An 18,524-nucleotide genomic window follows, 5' to 3' on the forward strand; every position below is an offset into this window, starting at 1 on the left:
TCAACTCAGCTGAGACTGAAGAGACGAAAAGCGTGTCCGAGTTGACACCCCTCCCTGGGTGTGGCTCGCTCCGGTACGGCTTGTGACGGGACCCACCCCACCCGAAACGCAACCACCTACGCAACCGCAAGCCGCCCAACGCAACCGGCGTGCCATCAACCCGCCCGCGGCGCTGGTGGGTCTTTGATCAGATTGGCGGGGTCCGGGGCGGAGCCCCAGAAATCACCAGGAACATCCCCTCGCAACCCAACCACCTACGGACACGAAACCGGAACCCGCCAACGCACCAGGGGGACGACCCACCCAACCGACGCGCCCAAACCTCAATACCGATGCGAAACCTCAACAGCACTGAACTGAGGCGTAGGAACCACAGAAACCACAGGCGGCTCAGCGAACTGGGTGTTGTAGAGGTCCGCATACCGCCCCCCAGCCTCCATCAGCTCCCCATGGGTCCCCCGCTCCACAATCACCCCACCCTCAAGCACCAAAATCTGATCAGCAGCCCGAATCGTGGACAACCGGTGCGCGATGACGAGCGCAGTCCGCCCCTCCAACGCCTCAGTCAACGCCTCCTGCACAGCAGCCTCAGACTCGGAGTCCAAGTGCGCAGTGGCCTCGTCCAGAATCACCACCCGAGGCCGAGCCAGCAGCAACCGAGCGATCGTCAACCGCTGCCGCTCCCCACCGGACAACCGATACCCGCGCTCCCCCACCACGGTGTCGAGCTGATCCGGCAACGAGGCGACAAGATCCAGCAACCGAGCCCGCCGCAACGAGTCCCACAACTCGTCATCAGAGGCTCCAGGCGCCGCATACTCCAAATTCGCCCGGATCGTGTCGTGGAACAGGTGCCCGTCCTGGGTCACCACCCCTACCGTCGACCGCAACGACTCGAACGACAGATCCCGAACGTCCACACCGGACAGTCGCACCGCCCCGGAATCCACGTCGTACAACCGGGGCACCAACGAGGCGAGCGTGGACTTCCCGGCCCCTGACGACCCGACAACGGCGACCAGCTGACCGGGCTCAGCCCGGAAGCTGATGCCGTGCAACACTTCCTCGCCGCCGCGAGTGTCCAAAGTGGCCACGGACTCCAGCGAGGCCAACGACACCTTCTCCGCCGACGGGTACGCGAACCGCACGTCGTCGAACTCGACCGACACGGCTCCGTCCGGCACCGACCGCGCATCAGGCCGTTCCTGGATCATCGGCTCCAGATCCAGCACCTCGAACACGCGCTCGAACGACACCAACGCGGTCATGACGTCAACGCGAGCGTTCGCCAACGCCGTCAGCGGGGCGTACAGCCGGGTCAGCAGCAACGCGAGCGACACCACGGTGCCCGCGGCCAGGTGCCCGGTCAGCGCCAGGTACCCGCCCAGCCCGTACACCAGGGCCTGGGCCAGCGCGGACACCAGTGTCAGGCCGGTCATGAACCACCGCGTGGCCATGGCGGTCCGGATCCCGATGTCGCGCACCTTCGCGGCCTTCTCGGAGAACTCGGCCTCCTCCCGCTGAGGCCGCCCGAACAGCTTGACCAGCGTCGCGCCCGGCGCCGAGAACCGCTCGGTCGACTGCGTGACCATGGACGCGTTGAGGGCGGAGGCCTCGCGCTGCATGTCCGCCATCCGCCGCCCCATCCGCTTGGCCGGCAGCACGAACACCGGCAGCAACACCAGGGCCAAGGCCGTGACCTGCCAGGACAACGTGAACATGACACCCAGCGAGAGCGCGAGCTGGATGATGTTCGTGACGAAGCCGGACAGCGTGGACGTGAAGGCCCGCTGGGCGCCGATCACGTCGTTGTTCAGCCGCGACACCAGCGCGCCGGTGCGGGTGCGGGTGAAGAACGCGACGGGCATCTTCTGCACGTGGCCGAACACGGCGCGGCGGAGGTCGTAGATCAGACCTTCACCGATGCGCGTGGACTGCCACCGCTCGACGACACCCAGTCCGGCGTCGACCACCGCGACCAGAGCGATCAGCAGGGCGAGCCAGACCACGACCGAAGGCGTGGAGCCGCCGACGATCGCGTCGACCACGCGACCTGCCAGCAGCGGGGTTGTCACCGCGAGCACCGACGAGATCACCGTCAGCAGCAGGAAGACGATGAGCTTCGCCCGGTGCGGCCGGGCGAAGGTGAGCACGCGCCGGAAGGTGCCTCGGCGCACCTTCGAAGGCGCGTCCGAGGTCACCCCCATCATGAATCGCCAGGAGCTGTAGCCGTCCACGTTGAATAGAACAGCACACGGGTCTGACAATTCCTTCACGTGCGGCTAGCGCACCGGAAAAGTTCAGCTTTGAGCGGACATGGCCGCGAAGGACTGCAGCCGGCGCAGCTGCGCGGCACGCTCCAGCGCCAGCTGGTCGGTGTACGACACGCCGGACGCCGCGGACGCGATGAGGCCGAGCGTCTCCGTCACGGCACCCGCCATCGGCTTCAGGACGGCGGCCACGAGCGTCTCGACCGCCGCGTCCAGCCCGTCCACGGGCACGACGGAGTTCGCGAGGCCGATCTGCAGCGCCTCCGCGGCCGGAACCCGGCGGGAGGTCACGCACATCTCGGCCGCGCGCGAGTAGCCCACGAGCCGCACCAAGGGCAGCGTTCCGCCGAGATCGGGCACCAGACCCAGCCCGGTCTCGGCCATGCAGAACTGCGCGTCCTCGGCGAGCACGCGGAAGTCGCACGCCAGCGCCAACTGGAAACCCGCACCGATGGCATGCCCCTGCACCGCGGCGATCGTCACGCGTGCGGGGTCGCTCAGCCAGGTGAACGCGGCCTGGTACGAGGCGATCTTCGCGTCCGCCTCCGCAGCGGGCAGCGACAGCAACGCCCCGAGACCACCGGGTTCGCCGTCGACGGGCTCACCGGTGAACATGCGCCGGTCCAGTCCCGCCGAGAAGGCGCGGCCGGAACCCCGGACGACCACGACGCGGACGTCCGGGTCCAGCTGTTCACCGATGTGCCGCAACGCCTGCCAGGTGGCGGGCGTCTGTGCGTTGAGCACGTCGGGACGATCGAGCGTGATCGTGGCGAGCGGCCCGGAAAGAGCGAGCCGAACGCCACCGCGCTCGAGCACGCCAGCGTCGATTGCGGGCACTGGCATGGTCATTACCTCCGGCGCACTAGAAGCTAGTTACCGGAGAGTAGCAGTCTGGGTTGTGGCTACTTCTTCTTCGTCCGGGTGGCGCCACCGCGACCGCGCAGCGTGACGCCGGATTCCGACAGAACCCGGTGCACGAAGCCGTAGGAACGTCCGGTGCTTTCGGCCAAAGCACGGATGCTCGCGCCCTTTTCGTACTTCTTCTTCAGGTCAGCGGCCAGCTTGTCCCGCGTGGCGCCGGTGATCCGGGCACCCTTCTTCAGGTCAGCCACCTTGTCCCGCCTTCCGTACGAGCAGGTCGGGCCGTTCGACGGCCCCTGTCGTCGCAATGATCGAACAGGAACCGGCAGAACGCCAGGTGATCAAGCAAAGAGATCGCCGAACGGTCGATTCGATCACACTCAGTTGATCACAGGGTGCGCTCGGTAGTCCTTTGACGGGTGGAGATCACGCCAGCTGCACGAGTTCGAGGTAGTCCTCCGACCAGTGATCCTCCGTGCCGTCGGGCAGCAGGATCACGCGCTCCGGTTCGAGCGCCTCGACCGCACCCGGATCGTGCGTCACGAGCACGACCGCGCCCTCGTAGCGGCGCAGCGCGTCGAGCACCTGCTCGCGCGAGGCCGGGTCGAGGTTGTTGGTCGGCTCGTCGAGCAGCAGCACGTTCGCGGCCGACGACACCAGGCCCGCGAGGGCCAGTCGCGTCTTCTCGCCACCGGACAACGTGCCCGCGGGCTGATCGAGCTGCTCACCGGAGAACAGGAACGTGCCGAGCAACGACCGCAGCCGCTGCTCCTGCTCGTCCGGCGCCATGTGCCGGATGTTCTCCCACACGGACGCGCCATGGTCGAGCGTCTCGTGCTCCTGCGCGAAGTAGCCGATCTTCAGCCCGTGCCCCGGCACGACCGAGCCCGCGTCCGGCTTCTCGTTGCCGCCCAGCAACCGCAGCAGCGTCGTCTTGCCGGCACCGTTCAGGCCGAGGACGACGACCCGCGAACCCCTGTCGATCGCGAGGTCCACTCCGGTGAAGATCTCGAGCGAGCCGTAGGACTTGCTCAAACCCTCTGCGGTCAAAGGGGTTTTGCCGCACGGGGCAGGCGCCGGGAAGCTGATCTTCGCGACCTTGTCGCTCTGGCGCACCTCGTCGAGACCGTCGAGCAGCTTCTGGGCGCGCTTCGCCATGTTCTGCGCCGCAACGGCCTTCGTGGCCTTCGCGCCCATCTTGGCGGCCTGCATCATCAGCGCGCCGGCCTTCTTCTCGGCGTTGGCGCGCTCGCGACGGCGGCGCTTCTCGTCCGTGGCCCGCGCCTCGAGGTACTTCTTCCAGCCGAGGTTGTAGATGTCGACCTCGCCGCGCGTCGCGTCGAGGAACCACACCTTGTTCACGACGTCGTCGAGCAGCTCGACGTCGTGGGAGATCACGACGAGACCGCCGTCGTGCGACTTGAGGAACCCGCGCAGCCACGCGATGGAGTCGGCGTCGAGGTGGTTGGTCGGCTCGTCGATCAGCAGGATCGTGCTCGACTTGGCGCCGATGCCCGCCTCGGACGCGGCGAACAGGATCCGCGCCAGCTCGACACGACGGCGCTGACCGCCCGACAGCGTGCGCAACGGCTGCGCGAGAACGCGGTCCGGCAGACCGAGGTTCGAGCAGATGCGCGCGGCCTCGGACTCCGCGGCATAACCACCGAGCGCGGCGAAGCGCTCCTCGAGCTTGCCGTACTTGGTGACGGCGACCGCGAGCTCGTCGGGGTCGACCAGCTCGGCCATCTTCGACTGGGCCTTCTCCATGTCGCGGAGCAGCTGGTCGAGGCCGCGCGCGGACAGCACTCGGTCCTTGGCGATGACGGACAGGTCGCCCTCGCGCGGGTCCTGCGGCAGGTAGCCGAGCTCGCCCTTGCGCGTGACGGTGCCGCCGTAGGGCTGGCCCTCACCCGCGAGGACGCGCAGCGAGGTGGTCTTGCCGGCACCGTTGCGGCCCACGAGGCCGATGCGGTCGCCGGGCTGAACGCGCAGGTTGGCGCCGCTCACGAGAATGCGTGAGCCCGCGCGCAACTCCATGTCGGTTGCGGTGATCAAGAGAAACTCCGAGTAGGAAAAAGTCCGGGCACGGCAAAGGTCGGCACGTCCGGGGCGGTCTACTCGAGGAGGATCACGAAACCCATTCTACGGGGTGACGACCATCGAATTTCCCACCTGTGTCCAGGCGCATAGATTGCCGGGCCATGAGCGAAGACTTCTCCGGCAAGACGGCGCTGGTCACCGGCGCGTCCCGCGGCATCGGCCTCGGCATCGCACGCGAGCTGCTCTCCCGCGGCGCCTCCGTCACGATCACCGGCCGCAAGGCCGACCAGCTCGCCGAGGCGGCGAAGGAGCTGGGCGGCAAGGTGCTGACGATCCAGGGCAACGCGGGCGACGACGCGTCCCGCGAGGAGGTCGTCGCGCGCACGGTCGAGGAGTTCGGCAGCCTCGACGTCCTGGTCAACAACACCGGCATCAACCCGCAGTTCGGGTTCCTGATGGACGCCGACCTCAACGCGGTCAGGAAGATCTTCGACGTCAACGTCGTGGCAGCGCTCGGCTTCACGCAGCTCGCGTGGAAGGCGTGGATGAGCGAGCACGGCGGCGCGGTCGTGAACATCGCGTCGGTCGGCGGCATCCGGTCCACGGGTGTGATCGGCGCGTACGGGGCGTCCAAGGCGGCGTTGATCCGTCTCACCGAGGAGCTGGCGTGGCAGCTGGGGCCGAAGGTGCGCGTCAACGCCGTCGCCCCCGCCGTGGTGAAGACGAAGTTCGCGGAGGCGTTGTGGTCCGGCCGTGAGGAGGAAGGCATCCAGGCGTATCCGATGAAGCGGTTCGGCACGCCCGAGGACGTCGCCTCTCTCGTGGCGTTCCTCTGCTCCGACGCCGCTTCGTGGATCACGGGAGAGACCGTGCGCGTCGACGGAGGGCTCCTGGCGACCGGCACGGCCGGCTAATCGGCGGGAACGCCCAGCACGTCGAGGAACGCGGCCGCGGCCGGGGTCAGCCCGGCCGCGCTCCACACCAGGTGTTCCACCCGTGACGGCCCACCGACGACCGGCAGCGTCACGACTCCGCTCAACCGCGGCGTGTACCGCGACGGCAGCACGGCGTCCGCGAGCCCTTCCGAGATCAGTCCTGCCATCAGCTCCGCCGTCGTCACCTCGAACGCCACCTCGCGGTCCAGTCCCGCCGCGCTGAACGCCTGATCCGACTGCATGCGTCCCGGCGACCCCGCGGGGAAGTCGACGAACAACTCCTCGGCGAGCGTCGCCAGGTCCGTTTCCGCGCGCCCGGCAAGGGGATGCGACGGCGCCACCACGGCAACGTGCTCGTCGCGCGCCAGCTCCCGCCCCCGCACGCCTTCCGGTCGTGTGCCAGGAGGCAGCCCGAGGAACGCCAGGTCCACGGTTCCCTGCCGGACCTGTTCGACGAGCTCGTGGCTCGGCGACATCCGCAACGCGACCCGCACCTGCGGGTACCTCTCGCGGAACACCTTGAGCGCGGCGGGCAGATCCACCGCGGCCACCGTGGGGATCACCCCGACGACGACGCGTCCGCGCACCTCGCCCACCGCGGCCGCGACCTCGGCCGCCGCCCGTTCGGCGAAGTCGAGGCACTGCCTGGCCGACGGCAGGAACGCCGCTCCGGCCTGGGTCAGCCGGACGCTGCGGCTGGTGCGGTCGAACAGCCGGGCGCCCAGCTCGCGTTCCAGGCGCGCGATCTGGTGGCTGAGCGCGGACTGCACGACGAGGCACCGCCGGGCCGCCTTGGTGAAGCTGCCGGTCTCCGCGACCGCCACCACGTACCGCATCTGCTGGAGCTCCATCGATCTATCTTGAATCACGATGGATCAGATGAAAAGCATGTGTTGGACTCATTGATCGCGTGGTCCAAGACTGAAGCACGTGAAAAACAACGACCTCTTCCGCACCGCCCTGGCGGCGTTCGCGCCGATGGTCTGGGGCTCGACCTACGTGGTCACGACGGAGCTGCTGCCCGCGGGCCACCCGCTGTTCGCCGGTCTGCTGCGCTCGCTGCCCGCCGGCCTGGTCGCGCTGGCGATCACCAGGACGCTGCCGCGCGGTTCGTGGTGGGCCAGGGCCGCCGCGCTCGGCGTGCTCAACATCGGCCTGTTCTTCCCGTTCCTGTTCATCGCCGCCGAACGTCTGCCAGGTGGCGTCGCGGCCGTGCTCGGCGCCGCGCAACCGCTGGTGGTGGCGTTGCTGGCGGTGGGCGTGCTCAAGGAGAGCCCGTCGGCGTGGCGGTTCGCGTGGGGCGTGGTCGGCATGATCGGCGTCGGGCTGGTGGTGCTGGGACCGGCGGCGGGGTTCGACGTGATCGGCGTGCTGGCCGGCCTCGGCGGCGCGGCGACCATGGCGCTCGGCGTGACGCTGACGAAGAAGTGGGGCAGGCCGGTCGGGGCGAGCCCGACGGCGTTCGCGGGCTGGCAGCTGACGGCGGGTGGCCTGTTCCTGGTGCCGGTGACGTTCCTGTTCGAGGGCGCGCCGCCCGCGATCGGCGTCCCGGCGCTGATCGGCTACCTGTGGCTCGGCGGTGTCGGCGGTCTGCTCGCCTACGTGCTGTGGTTCCGCGCGATCACCACGCTGCCCGTCACGTCCGTCTCGATGCTCGGACTGCTCTCCCCGATGGTCGCCGCGGTGCTCGGCGTCGTCGTGCTCGGTCAGACCCTGGATCCCGTGCAGCTCACCGGTTTCGCACTCGCTCTCGCCGCGATCGTCGCCGCCCAGCGACCCGCACCCGTTCTCGCCAAAGGAGTTCTCCAGTGAAGATCGCAGTCGTCGGCGCCGCCGGAATGGTCGGATCGCGCGTGGTGGCTGAAGCGACCGGCCGCGGTCACGACGTCACGCCGGTGTTCCGCGACACCACGTCACTGGCCGACGCTCTGTCCGGAGTGGACGCCGTCGTCGGCGCCACCCGGCCACGACCGGGCGAGGAGTCGACCGTCGGCCCGACGACGAAAGCGTTGCTGGACACCGCGTTCGCGGCCGGAAAGCGAATCCTCGTGGTGGGCGGGGCCGCGGCGCTGCGCTCACCCGACGGCGGTCTGGTCCTCGACGACGAGCGTTACGTGCCACCGCACATCCGTCCCATCGCCGAGGCGAGCGTGCGTCAGCTGGAGGTGTGCCGCGAGCACGCGGCGGACTGGGTCTACCTCAGCCCGCCCGCGCTGCTGGAACCCGGTGAGCGCACCGGCACCTACCGCCGCGGCACGGAGGAACTGCTCCCGGGACCGTCCGAGATCTCGGCGGAAGACCTGGCCGTGGCGGTGCTGGACGAGCTCGAGCGGCCCGGCAGCGACCGGCACTTCACGGTCGCGAGCGGAGATCGAGCTTGAGGATGATCTCGCCGTCCTCGTCGACCTCGCCGGTCGGCACGAAGCCGTAGCCGCGGTAGAACGGCTCGGGTGTGCCGTCGTCCGGCACGCAGCTGGTGAGCAGTTCCTCGGCACCGTCCGCGCGGAGCAGCCTCACGACCTCGTCGAGGATGGCGGTGCCGTAACCGCGGCCCTGGTGCTCGGCGCCGACCAGCAGCCGCCACAGGAAGTACGGGCCGCGGAATCCGGGCTTGGGGACGAGGTTCCAGCTGAGCATGACGAAGCCGACCGGTTCGTCGCCCGCGTAGACCGCGCGGTACCAGGGCTTCGCGTCGGGGTACTGCTCCGCGTGCTGGAACGACCTCTCCACCGACGCGACGAACTGTTCCTGGTCGGGACGCACCCGCACCGCGATCACCGCGTCGCGGTTGGCGTCGGTGATCTCGACGAGGCGGATCCGATCGGTCATGCCCGGGATTCTGCCGCTCAGCTCGTCGACGCGGCGGTGGTCGGCGGAAAGTGGCCCACCGGGGAGGACGGCGGGTCCGGGTTGGCCGACGACGTCAGCCCCGGCGTCGAGGTGATGGTCGAGGTGCCGGCCGGCGGGGTCTGCGGCCTGCTGGACTGCGGGACCTCCGGCGGCAGCACCGTGGTCGGCGTCGGCTCGATCGAGCTCGGCGCCGGCGGTGTGGTGGTGGTCGACGGGACCTGCGACGTGGTCGAGGACGGCCCGGGAGGTGTCGCGGGTTCCGAGGGCGTCGCGGCGGGCAGCACGGCCAGCGCCACGGCCACGACCGCCACGGTCGCGAGCCCGGTGCTCACCACGGCGATGGCGCGGCGCCGGCTCCGCACGGCCTGGCCGCGCTGGATCAGGTCGGCGGCCGTGACGGCACGCGGCGGCGCCTCTTCCGCGTGCAGAGCGGAGAAAGTCGCCCGCAGGTCGTCTTCGCGAACCATCACACCTCCAGCCTCAGGTGGTCGAACTCGGGCCCCAGCTTGCGGCGCAGGGTCTCCAGCCCCTTGCTGCTCTGCGACTTCACCGTTCCGGTCGAACAGTTCAGCGCGGCCGCCGTCTCCTCGACGCTCAGATCGTGCCAGTAGCGCAGCACGAGGACGGCGCGTTGCCGTGCGGGCACGGCGGTGAGCGCCTGCCACACCACGAGCCTGTCCTCCGCCCCTGCGACGGAGGACAGGCCCTCGGGAGGTGTGTCGGTCAGCTTCTCCCTGCGCCACCGCACCTTGCGGCGTTCGGCGAGGAACGTCCGCACGACGATCTGGCGCAGGTACGGTTCGAGACCCGACCGGTCCGCGAGCTTCGGACCGGCCAGGTAGAGCTTCAAGAACGCCGACTGCATCACGTCTTCCGCCTCGTGCCAGTTGCCGCACAACAAGAACGCGGTGAAGCGCATCGAGTCGGCGCACCGGTCGAAGCAGTCGGTGAACTCGGCCTCCCAGTTCAGCGGTGGCTCCTCACCGAGCCGGAGCCGACGACACCGGCGGCGTCGTCGAGGGGTGGGCGGTCGTCGGGTACGCAGGCCTCGACGAGGTCGGCGGATACGGCGGGGTGGTCGGCAGCGGCGTCGGCAGGATCGACGAGGTCGGCGGGTGCTCCGGCCGCGAGGAGGTCGGCTCCGGCGGCAGCACCGTCGTGGGCAGGTACGCCGGCGTCGACGTGGCCGACGTGGGGCCGGGCGACGTGGTCACCGACGGCGGCTGCGTCACCGTGGAGGACACCGGAGGCGTCGTCGCGGGCGTCGAGGTCGTCGGCGCGGGTTCCGGCGAGCCGCCGCCGCTCAGCGCCAGCGCGGGCACCGCGATGCCGACGGCACCCAGTGCCACGGCTCCCGCCACGATCACCATTCGTTTGCGCACTTGCGACTCCAGCAGGATCAGTGGTGCCCCGGTCAGGCACCCTCACCCGTATCCATGCGGCCGGAGCCCGATCCGGTTGCCCGTGTGTCCTGGATCACGATCTCGACGCAGCGGGCCCGTTCAGCGGCCTCGTCCAGCACCGCGCGCCGCGGTTCCGGGACGTCCAGGACGCGGTCCTCGGCCTTGCTGAAGACGCCCGTGAGCCTGCGGTCGTTGCGCAGCACGTCCAGCGCCTGCCAGTCGCCACCCAGCACGACACCGTCCAGCTGGGCGAGCCTCGGCACCAGCACCCGGACCACGTCGTCCGCTGCCGCCTGCAGCGCGACACGGGCCTGCCCCTCGCGGCGCCGGGCGAACCGCTGCTGCGACCAGCCGCCGGCCCTGATGCGCCCGTGCACCTGCTTGCGGTCGGTCGCGGACACCTCGACCTTGCCGCCGAACGCGACACCGACGCTGTGGCCGCCGAGCCGCACGAGGACCAGGCCGATGCGCCGCGGGGCGGTCAGATTCTCGATCACCTCTTCCATCGAGGTGCCGCCGCGCGTCCGGAAGGTGGCCGTTGCGCCGTCCGCCGCGGTGATGAGGACCACGTCGTCCTCGATCCGGGTCTCGATCGCGCCGTGCCGGCCGGCGAACCTGGCGATCCACCCCTCGACGCGTTCCGGTTCGACCTCGACGGCCCGTCCACCGGGAACCGGCCGCACCCGGCTCACGCGACAGCCACCCACACGGGGACGCGGTAGCCGCTCTCGTGCGGCGAGAGCCTCTGCACGCTCAGGAACCCGGCGGCGCCCAGCGCCTCCTCCATCTCGGCCGCGGAGAGGACCCTGTGGCGCGTGGAGGCCGTTGCGGAGATCTCCCACCCAGTCACACCCCGGACGAGCGTTACGACCTCCAGACCGTACGACAGGCCGTCAGGAGCCCAGTCCCAGAGCTGCACCGTGACCCGGTCGCCGTTCACCTTGGGCGGAGGGGCCGTCGGCCGGAGCGCGCCGAGCCTGTCGAGTTCGGGGACGGCCGCCACCAGCACACCGCCGGGCCGCAGCGAGGCGTGGGCGAGCGTGAGGATGTTCGCCAGGGACTCCTCGTGGGCGAGCCTGGGCAGCAGGTCGTCCGTGGCCCGCACCGCGTCCACCTGGACGCCGGGAACTACGTCGAGCAGGTCGACGACCGCGTGCGGACCGGGCCCGAGCACCGCGCCGGCCACCGAGGTCAGCACGTCGAGGTCGTTCACCGTGCACACACTAGAGCCATCTCAATACGAGGCGTGAACTGCACACGGAAGTTACTGATGGGTTCGAAACGCTTGACAGATGAGTCTCGAAAGCGTGAAGTTGTCATCCGTATGGATTAACCATTGACTCCATCCAGCGTTGACCAGCGATGTTCACGGGCGGGTAGGGTCACTGGGGCGTGATCTTATGACAGCGGGGAGTCACCATGACCACTGCTGCCGGTCGACCAACACTGACCGTTGACGACACTGACTCAACGGGCCACGGCAGCCTTACGCAGCTCTTGACGACGGGACCGTTCCCGGAGGCGTTGAGGGCGGCGATCAAGGCGAGCCGACTCAGCCTCGACCGCATCCAGCACCGGTTGGCACTGCGCGGCGTGACCATCAGCGTCGCGACGCTCAGCTACTGGCAGTCAGGACGGCGAAGGCCTGAACGCCCCGAATCGCTGGAGGCGCTGCGGCACCTCGAGTCGGTCCTGGGCGTGCCTCAGTCCGGTCTGTCGGCGCTGCTCGGCCCGCCTCGTCCGCGAGGCCGCCGCTGCCGCCCGACGACGATGATGCCGATCGACGCCCTCTGGGCGCGTCGTGAGCGGGTCGCGAACCTGCTCTCGAAGGTCGACACGTCCTCGGACCTGAAGCTCGGCCGGATCAGCCAGCACGACCGCATCGAGATCTCTGCCGACGGCGGGCAGAAATCCGTGTGGGTGCGGCAGATCCTGCGCGCGGAGCAGGACGGCCCCGACCGCTGGGCGCTCGTGTTCGAGACCGAGGAGTCCGACGTGCTCCCCGAGATCGTGAACGTGCGCAACTGCCACCTGGGCCGGATCGCACGCGACCACGAGGCCAACATCATGGTCGCCGAGATGATGTTCGAGCGTCCGCTGACCCGCGGCGAGACCCTCATCATGGAATACCAGCTGGTGTTCCCGGAGGGCCACGCCCCCAAGGGCAACAACACGTTCGCCCGCAAGTTCCGGCTTCCGGTGCGGGAGTACGTGATCGAGGTCCGCTTCGACGAGACCAACCTGCCGTCGCGCGTGCAGCAGTACAGCGTGCCTGCGGGCGACGAGACGCCGTCGCGGCGCCGGAACCTGACCCTGGACTCGGGCGGCGGCGTGCACGCCGTGGCTCTCGGGTTCGGGCCCGGTGTGTTCGGCATCCGCTGGGAGTGGCCGAACCGCTAGAAGTTCTTCAGTTCCAACGAGAAAGCCCCCGGCTCGCGAGCCGGGGGCTTTCCGTTGTCCGCTAGCTCATCACACCCAGCCGGCGACGTGCAGGGTCACGTTGCGGATCGAGCCCTTGTCCGAGCCGACGACGTCCTGGACCTTGAACGTCCACGTGCCGTCCGCGGGGTCCGCCAGCAGCGACGCCAGCGTGCCGGTCGCGGGCTTCCACGAGCCGGTGAACGGCGCGTCCGCGGCCAGTGCCGACGCGAACGACTTCGTCGCCGAGTCGTCGAACACGGCCTGGCAGATGTTGTTGCCGGTGCCACCGGTCCGCGAGAACAGCGTCACGGACTTGCCGGACGGCGAGGTGAGCGTGCCCACCAGGTCACCGACGAAGGTGTGGTCGATGCCCACCGTCGTGGAGCCTTCCGTCGCCGAACACGTGGCCCCGTCCACCGAGAACTTCAGGTTCGACGCGCCGCCGACGCCCGTCACGGGCAGCGAGATCGACACACCGGTCTGGTCGTTGTCCGGAATGGCCACCGGCGCGCCGGTGTACGCGAACGTCTTGAACTCGCGTGACGGCTCACCGACGCGGTAGGTGAACGACGCCGTCGTCGGCGACGTCGAGCCCGCGTAGGTCACCCGAGCGTCGAGCTTGACCACCGACCCGAGCGCGGCGGTGGCGGGCACCGTCACCTTGAAGGTGTTGGACACCGTCTGGCCGACGTCGATGTTGCCGTAGTACTTCGAGCGCGGCGCGATGGTCACGCCGGCGGTCGGGGTCGACAGCACGACGGAAGTCGAAGCGGCGGAACCGTCTCCGCCGTTCGTCACCGGCACCGTCACCGTGGCCGTGGTGCCCGGCTTGAGGAACTGGCTGTTGTCGGCGTCGTTGACGATCGTCGGCTTCTGCGCACGGGCCAGGGCCTGCGGCGACGCGCCTGTGTAGGCCAACGCCTTGTCCGCCATGACGATGCCCGCGCCGGTGCGGTTGTCCACACCGGACTCGACGATGTCGATCGCCGTGGTGACAAGGGCTTCCCTGACCTCGGCCGGCTTGAGCGTCGGGTTGCCGGACAGGATGAGGCCGGCGATCGCGGCGGCGTTCGGGGCCGAGGCCGACGTGCCGTAGAACGGCGCGAAGCCCGGCACCGACGTGGTCACGCCGTCGGCCGCGGTGATGTCCGGCTTCTGCCGGGTCTCGGCCAGCGGCGACCCGTCGGGCGCGAAGAACAGCTTGCGCGGGCCGTCGGAGGTGAAGCGCTCCGGCTTCTGCGTGCTGGTGAACGCGTCCGGGAACGGGCCCTTCGGGTTGGCCGGGTCGCCGGGGTGCAGGTCGAACGGCAGTGCCGCCGCGGCAGGGGCCGCCGCGACCGAGATCGCGCCCTTGGCCGCCGAGTGGCCGCGGGTCATGCCGGGCGAAACGAACTTCTTGAGGCCGTCGGCGGAGTCGGCGAAGCGGCCACCGAACAGCGACAGCGCGAAGTACTTGTCCTCACCGCGGAACTTCACGACCGCGAGGCGCGTGCCCGTGGAGCTGGAGGGCGTGTTGATGCGCTCGAACGGGTCCTGCGCGCCGTCCTGGTTGTTCTGGCTGAAGGTGACAACGTTGCCTTGGGCGTTGACCAGGTACAGGTCGTAGTCGTTGACCGACTGGCCGAGCGGGTCGGCCCAGTGCAGCGTCACCGGCGAGTCGCCCGAGTAGTTCGACAGCGGGTTGAACAGCTGCTTGGCGTTCGGGTTCGGGTCGAAGTCGTGGGCGGAGCCGGCGAACTTGCCGACGCCCACACCCGAGTCGACGAACTGGCCCTCGTAGTGGCCGGAGGTGCCGTCGGCGACGTTGCCCTGGTTGCCGGCGCTGGAGAAGAACAACGCGCCGTCCGCGGCCACCGCGTCCACGGCGCGCGCGATGATGCCGTCCTGGAACGGCGACTCGTTGAAGTAGATGACGTCGTCGACGATGACGTCGCAGCCGAGCTGGAAGCGCAGCTTCTTGATGTTGTCCGCGAAGCTCGCGTCGCCGTTGAACGCCGTGGCGAAGCCGAGTTCGGCGTTGGGCGCGAGGTCGTGCAGGATCTCGAGCATCGCCGTGCCCTCGTCGCCGGAACCCTGCTGGCCCGGCAGCACGTCGACGGCCGGCAGCTCGCCCGCGGCCTGCGACACGGCGACGGAGTTGATGCCGTCGGACAGCGCGCAGAGCTTCACGCCGACACCGGTCACGTGGAACGACCCGCGCGCCGCCTCGGCGTTGTGCGCCTTGTCGCTCTCGCTGACCTTGGCCGCCTGGACGGACAGCTGCTTCTCGGCGAGCCTGCGCTCGATCTCCTTCGCTTTGTCCTCTTTGGACGGCGCCTGCTTGCGGCTCTTGTTGTCCCGCTTGTTCTTCACGTCCTGCGTCATCGCGTCACTGCCGGGCTCGACGCGGGCGACGTCGGAGCGACCGGCGATCTCGGCGATCTTCGCGACGGGCACCTCCGCGCGCACGGTGCGGTGCTCTTCGGACACTGCCCGGATCTGTCCGCCCGCCGCGCGGACAGCGTTGACCAGGTCCTCGGAGTACTGCTTGGCGCGGATGTCCACGAGGGTGGTGGACTGCGGCGTCACGACGACGCCGGTCTGCACCTGCGGGAGTGCGCTCATCGTCCCCATCTGGGTGCGCTTGCGCGCCTCCACGACGAGCGTGCTGTCCACTTTGGACTCAGCAGGGGTGAGCGACTTCTTGATGCTCTGCAACGCGGCGATCTGCGCCGCGGTGCGGTCGGTGATGGACTTGGACGCCTTGATCGGATCTGCCGACGCCGGCGTCACCGCGGTGAGTGCGGCCAGAAGGACTGCGGTGCCTGCGGTGACGAGTGTCGTGCCTCTTCGAGATCGGCGCACAGGGCTTCTCCCCCGAACGTTGTGCGTGCCCCCGAGCACGCTGCCTGCGGCCGGATGATCCCGGCCGAGGCGTCAACGTATGGCGCACGACTGATCACAGTCAGCATCCGATCGGGGTAGTTCCCACTGAGCAGACACAATCACAGTTCACAGAACAAACGCGTCAGTCCACAATTGACCGGTACGTCCGGAAAGGGCTTCCAGCAGTGCGGCGGCCTGGTTGTCGGTGAGCGAGGCGACGAAGTCCACGACGGCGCGACCCCTTGCCAGACCACGGACGACGTCGGGCCCGATCGGCAGCTGCCCGGTCGGACCGACCAATGTGGACGGCTCCGTCCGGGCGAGCGCCGCGTACTCCGTTTCGGCCAGCTCGACGAGGTCGTGCAGCCTGCGCGGCAACCGATCCGCCTCGGTCCGGTCCGTCACCCACTGCTCGAGCGCGTCCACCAGCGACGTGAGCAACCGCGCCTGTCCTCGTTGGTGCAGGGCCAGATCCGGCCGCAGCAACACGAACCTGCGGTGCACGAACTTCAGCACCTGCACCTCGTGCCACTGCTGGACGGCCAGCACCACGTGACCGGACCGCGGCGTCGGCTCCTCGATCACCCCGACCGCGTCCACCAGCCGCCGAGTCCACCGCGCACTGAACCCGGCAACCGCCTGCTCCGCCTCCACGGACCCGTCGAACGGCACCGACAGCAGCCCGTCGACCAGCTCCTTGCTCACCTTCCGCACCGCCAGGGCGAACGCCTCGTCGTTCATCACCCAGGAGTCCTTGAGGTGCATGCGCCTCCTGAGCGTCTCCAGCGACCGCCCCGGCATCCGGATCTCCGCGCTGAGCTCCGCGTCGCTCAACCCGGCGAGGTCGACCGCCTGCGTCTGCCACGTGCCGAGCTCGGCGGCGACGGTGGCGTGCTGCAGGACGCCCACCCGGTGGAAGTCCTCGAGGTCGTGGATCGCGTAGGCGATGTCGTCCGCGGTGTCCATGACACTCGCCTCGACGGTCTGCTGCCACGCCTCGATCCGGCCCTCGAACGGCTCCCTGGACTGCCTGAGGTCGTTGATCTCCGTGACGTACGCCGAGAACTTCGAGCTGCCGGTCCCCGGCATGTCGTCCGGCTCCGACGCACCACGCGGCGCCACGGGAAGGCCGAGCGGCTGGTGCCGGGTCCACGGGTACTTCAACATCGCCGCCCGCACCGCGACCGTCAGGTCCAGCCCGAGCGCCTTGGGCCCTCGCACGTCCGTGGTCGTGACGATCCGGAACGACTGCGCGTTCCCCTCGAACCCGTCCGGCAGCCCGAACCGGTGCCGCGCCAACCGGTCCAGCACCTGCTCGCCGAGATGCCCGAACGGCGGGTGCCCGAGGTCGTGCGCGAGCGCCGCCGCCTCCACCACGTCGGGGTCGCACCCGCCGAGCTTCTCCAGCACCGCGGTCAGCTCCGGCCGGCCGATCAGCCGCTCCGCGATGGCCCGCGCGGCCTGGGCGACCTTGAGACTGTGGGTGAGCCGGTTGTGCACGAGCAGACCGGACCCGGTGGAACTGACCACCTGCGTCACGCCGCCGAGCCGTGCGAAGAACGGGGAGCTCGCCACGCGGTCCCGGTCGACCCGAAACGGGTTCGTGGCCAGGTCGGCGGTCCTGCCCACGCCGGCTGACCGACGGGCGGTGCGGTGCTCGTTGTGCATGGTGCAGAAGGTACCGGGGCCACGGCGAGCCTCCGGCGCCCCACGCGTCTTCCTCATTGCGCGGCGAAGATGACCATGGTTTTGTGACACCTCCCGGGGGCGAACATGATTACTAGAGCAAGCAGGACCTAAATCAGGGCATCGTTCACCCGATCGAATGAAGCCAGGGTGTGCCAGCGCACGAGGACGTCCCACCAACCGGCCTCGACCGGGGTCAGCCGGCGCACGGACTGGTAGCCGGCGAGGAACTCCGCGTGGACCTCGCGCGACACCGGCCCCCAGTCGTGGAAACGGGTGCCGAGCAGGACCGCGGACCGCGCCAGCTCGACGACCCGGTGGTCGAACCTGGCCTCCTCGAAGTCGATGACCGCGGCGACCTCGGTGCCGGCGCACAGGACGTTGGCGGAGCGGTAGTCGTGGTGGCCGAGCTCGACCGGCAGTTCGCCGGAAGGCACGTAGGTGAGCAACCGGCGGAGAGCGGCGCCGGCCTCCTCGGGTACGTGTGCCGCGGCATCGGAGTCGAGCCAACCGGTGATCCGGCTCCGCAACGGCGGCAACGGATCCGCAGGCGCAGCGACCCGATCGGCGTCGGGATACACCGCCAGCGCGTCCTGCAGCCGGGCGAGAACCGCGCCGGCCGCCCGAACCTGGGCCGCATCATCGGTGTCGAGCAGTTCACCCTCGATCTCGCGCTGCAAGGACATCGAGACGTTGTCGATCTCAACCTGAAGACGGCCATCCAGAGCTGGCAGAGGTACTGAGACGGGCAGACCCTGGCCGTGCAGCCATTGCGTGAGCCGGGCGATCTCCGCCAAGCGCCCGAAGAGCCACGGCACGACCGACCACTTCGCGAGCAGCCGGCCCGACGACGTGTCGACCCAGGCCAGCGCGTTGTGATCGCTGATCACGATGCGCTCGCAGGCACCGACCCGCACACCCCAGTGCTCGTGCAGCGTGGCAGCGACCCAGTCCGCGGCCGACTTCTCGTCGCTGAAGCCGAATCTTCCAGCCAGTGCGTGCAGAGGGTCGTGCGGTTCCCACAACATCTCGAGCACCGGGGCAGGGGAATTGGTCATGACTCCTTTATGCCAGAAAAACAGCAGCCCCCGAGGGGAGCGCTTGTGGCGCTCAACCCTCAGGGGCTGCTGTACGTAAGTTCGGCGGCGACCTACTCTCCCACACCGTAACCAGTGCAGTACCATCGGCGCAGA

At 69.4% G+C, this 18,524-nt stretch carries 18 protein-coding genes; 4 read left to right on the forward strand and 14 right to left on the reverse strand.

The window, feature by feature from the left end:
* Positions 1-323: 323 nt before the first annotated feature.
* From IEZ09_RS44025 to IEZ09_RS44040, 4 genes are all read right to left on the reverse strand, one after another.
* Positions 324-2,210: an ABC transporter ATP-binding protein gene (locus IEZ09_RS44025; protein ID WP_189259836.1), complete on the reverse strand. Its 1,887-nt coding sequence runs from the start codon at positions 2,208-2,210 to the stop codon at positions 324-326.
* A gap of 90 nt (positions 2,211-2,300) precedes the next feature.
* A complete protein-coding gene (locus tag IEZ09_RS44030; RefSeq protein WP_189259824.1) occupies positions 2,301-3,113 on the reverse strand; it encodes an enoyl-CoA hydratase/isomerase family protein in 813 nt (270 codons plus the stop codon).
* A gap of 59 nt (positions 3,114-3,172) precedes the next feature.
* The gene (locus tag IEZ09_RS44035) at positions 3,173-3,382 is read right to left on the reverse strand and encodes a helix-turn-helix domain-containing protein (protein ID WP_030473247.1); all 210 of its coding nucleotides are present in this window, start codon (positions 3,380-3,382) and stop codon (positions 3,173-3,175) included.
* A 175-nt stretch (positions 3,383-3,557) separates the two neighbouring features.
* Positions 3,558-5,186 carry an ABC-F family ATP-binding cassette domain-containing protein gene (locus IEZ09_RS44040; RefSeq protein ID WP_189259825.1) on the reverse strand — a complete coding sequence of 543 codons (1,629 nt, stop codon included), beginning with the start codon at positions 5,184-5,186 and terminating at the stop codon, positions 3,558-3,560.
* A 146-nt stretch (positions 5,187-5,332) separates the two neighbouring features.
* On the opposite strand from IEZ09_RS44040, the gene IEZ09_RS44045 reads away from it, so the two are divergent.
* Complete coding sequence (locus IEZ09_RS44045; protein WP_189259826.1) at positions 5,333-6,085, forward strand: SDR family oxidoreductase; 753 nt, start codon at positions 5,333-5,335, stop codon at positions 6,083-6,085.
* On the opposite strand, the gene IEZ09_RS44050 is transcribed toward IEZ09_RS44045, so the two are convergent.
* Positions 6,082-6,957, reverse strand: a complete 876-nt coding sequence (locus IEZ09_RS44050) for a LysR substrate-binding domain-containing protein (protein ID WP_189259827.1) — start codon at positions 6,955-6,957, stop codon at positions 6,082-6,084. The genes IEZ09_RS44045 and IEZ09_RS44050 overlap by 4 nt on opposite strands.
* A 79-nt stretch (positions 6,958-7,036) precedes the next feature.
* Here IEZ09_RS44050 and IEZ09_RS44055 point away from each other — a divergent pair, with 79 nt between their 5' ends.
* Together IEZ09_RS44055 and IEZ09_RS44060 are read left to right on the forward strand one after the other, a co-directional pair.
* Positions 7,037-7,918: an EamA family transporter gene (locus IEZ09_RS44055; RefSeq protein WP_268247691.1), complete on the forward strand. Its 882-nt coding sequence runs from the start codon at positions 7,037-7,039 to the stop codon at positions 7,916-7,918.
* Positions 7,915-8,487: an NAD(P)-dependent oxidoreductase gene (locus IEZ09_RS44060; RefSeq protein WP_189259828.1), complete on the forward strand. Its 573-nt coding sequence runs from the start codon at positions 7,915-7,917 to the stop codon at positions 8,485-8,487. Before IEZ09_RS44055 ends, IEZ09_RS44060 begins: the two co-directional genes overlap by 4 nt.
* Here IEZ09_RS44060 and IEZ09_RS44065 read toward each other — a convergent pair.
* From IEZ09_RS44065 to IEZ09_RS44090, 6 genes are read right to left on the reverse strand one after another with little or no spacing between them, the layout of a single operon-like run.
* Entirely contained in the window at positions 8,459-8,935 is a 477-nt protein-coding gene (locus tag IEZ09_RS44065) for a GNAT family N-acetyltransferase (protein WP_189259829.1), read from the reverse strand. The genes IEZ09_RS44060 and IEZ09_RS44065 overlap by 29 nt on opposite strands.
* Positions 8,936-8,952: 17 nt before the next feature.
* Complete coding sequence (locus IEZ09_RS44070) at positions 8,953-9,423, reverse strand: hypothetical protein (RefSeq protein ID WP_189259830.1); 471 nt, start codon at positions 9,421-9,423, stop codon at positions 8,953-8,955.
* Positions 9,423-9,926, reverse strand: a complete 504-nt coding sequence (locus tag IEZ09_RS44075) for a SigE family RNA polymerase sigma factor (protein WP_189259838.1) — start codon at positions 9,924-9,926, stop codon at positions 9,423-9,425. Before IEZ09_RS44075 ends, IEZ09_RS44070 begins: the two co-directional genes overlap by 1 nt.
* Positions 9,927-9,936: 10 nt before the next feature.
* Positions 9,937-10,338, reverse strand: coding sequence for a hypothetical protein (locus tag IEZ09_RS44080; RefSeq protein ID WP_189259831.1), 402 nt, complete (start codon positions 10,336-10,338; stop codon positions 9,937-9,939).
* 32 nt (positions 10,339-10,370) lie between these two features.
* Positions 10,371-11,051 carry an acVLRF1 family peptidyl-tRNA hydrolase gene (locus tag IEZ09_RS44085; RefSeq protein ID WP_189259832.1) on the reverse strand — a complete coding sequence of 227 codons (681 nt, stop codon included), beginning with the start codon at positions 11,049-11,051 and terminating at the stop codon, positions 10,371-10,373.
* Positions 11,048-11,572: a hypothetical protein gene (locus tag IEZ09_RS44090; RefSeq protein WP_229813481.1), complete on the reverse strand. Its 525-nt coding sequence runs from the start codon at positions 11,570-11,572 to the stop codon at positions 11,048-11,050. Before IEZ09_RS44090 ends, IEZ09_RS44085 begins: the two co-directional genes overlap by 4 nt.
* 284 nt (positions 11,573-11,856) lie before the next feature.
* Here IEZ09_RS44090 and IEZ09_RS44095 point away from each other — a divergent pair, with 284 nt between their 5' ends.
* Positions 11,857-12,759: a helix-turn-helix domain-containing protein gene (locus IEZ09_RS44095; RefSeq protein ID WP_229813482.1), complete on the forward strand. Its 903-nt coding sequence runs from the start codon at positions 11,857-11,859 to the stop codon at positions 12,757-12,759.
* 69 nt (positions 12,760-12,828) lie between these two features.
* Here IEZ09_RS44095 and IEZ09_RS44100 read toward each other — a convergent pair whose 3' ends face one another.
* The 3 genes from IEZ09_RS44100 to IEZ09_RS44110 form a co-directional block, all read right to left on the reverse strand.
* Positions 12,829-15,624: a S8 family serine peptidase gene (locus tag IEZ09_RS44100; protein ID WP_229813483.1), complete on the reverse strand. Its 2,796-nt coding sequence runs from the start codon at positions 15,622-15,624 to the stop codon at positions 12,829-12,831.
* Between the two features lie 147 nt (positions 15,625-15,771).
* Complete coding sequence (locus tag IEZ09_RS44105) at positions 15,772-17,313, reverse strand: deoxyguanosinetriphosphate triphosphohydrolase family protein (RefSeq protein WP_189259834.1); 1,542 nt, start codon at positions 17,311-17,313, stop codon at positions 15,772-15,774.
* Between the two features lie 128 nt (positions 17,314-17,441).
* Positions 17,442-18,389 (reverse strand): phosphotransferase, encoded by a 948-nt coding sequence (locus IEZ09_RS44110; RefSeq protein WP_189259835.1) that lies wholly within the window; start codon positions 18,387-18,389, stop codon positions 17,442-17,444.
* Between the last annotated feature and the right edge of the window lie 135 nt (positions 18,390-18,524).

Origin of the sequence: Lentzea flava, assembly GCF_014648475.1 — a bacterium.
In the GTDB taxonomy this organism is placed as follows: Bacteria; Actinomycetota; Actinomycetes; order Mycobacteriales; family Pseudonocardiaceae; genus Lentzea; species Lentzea flava.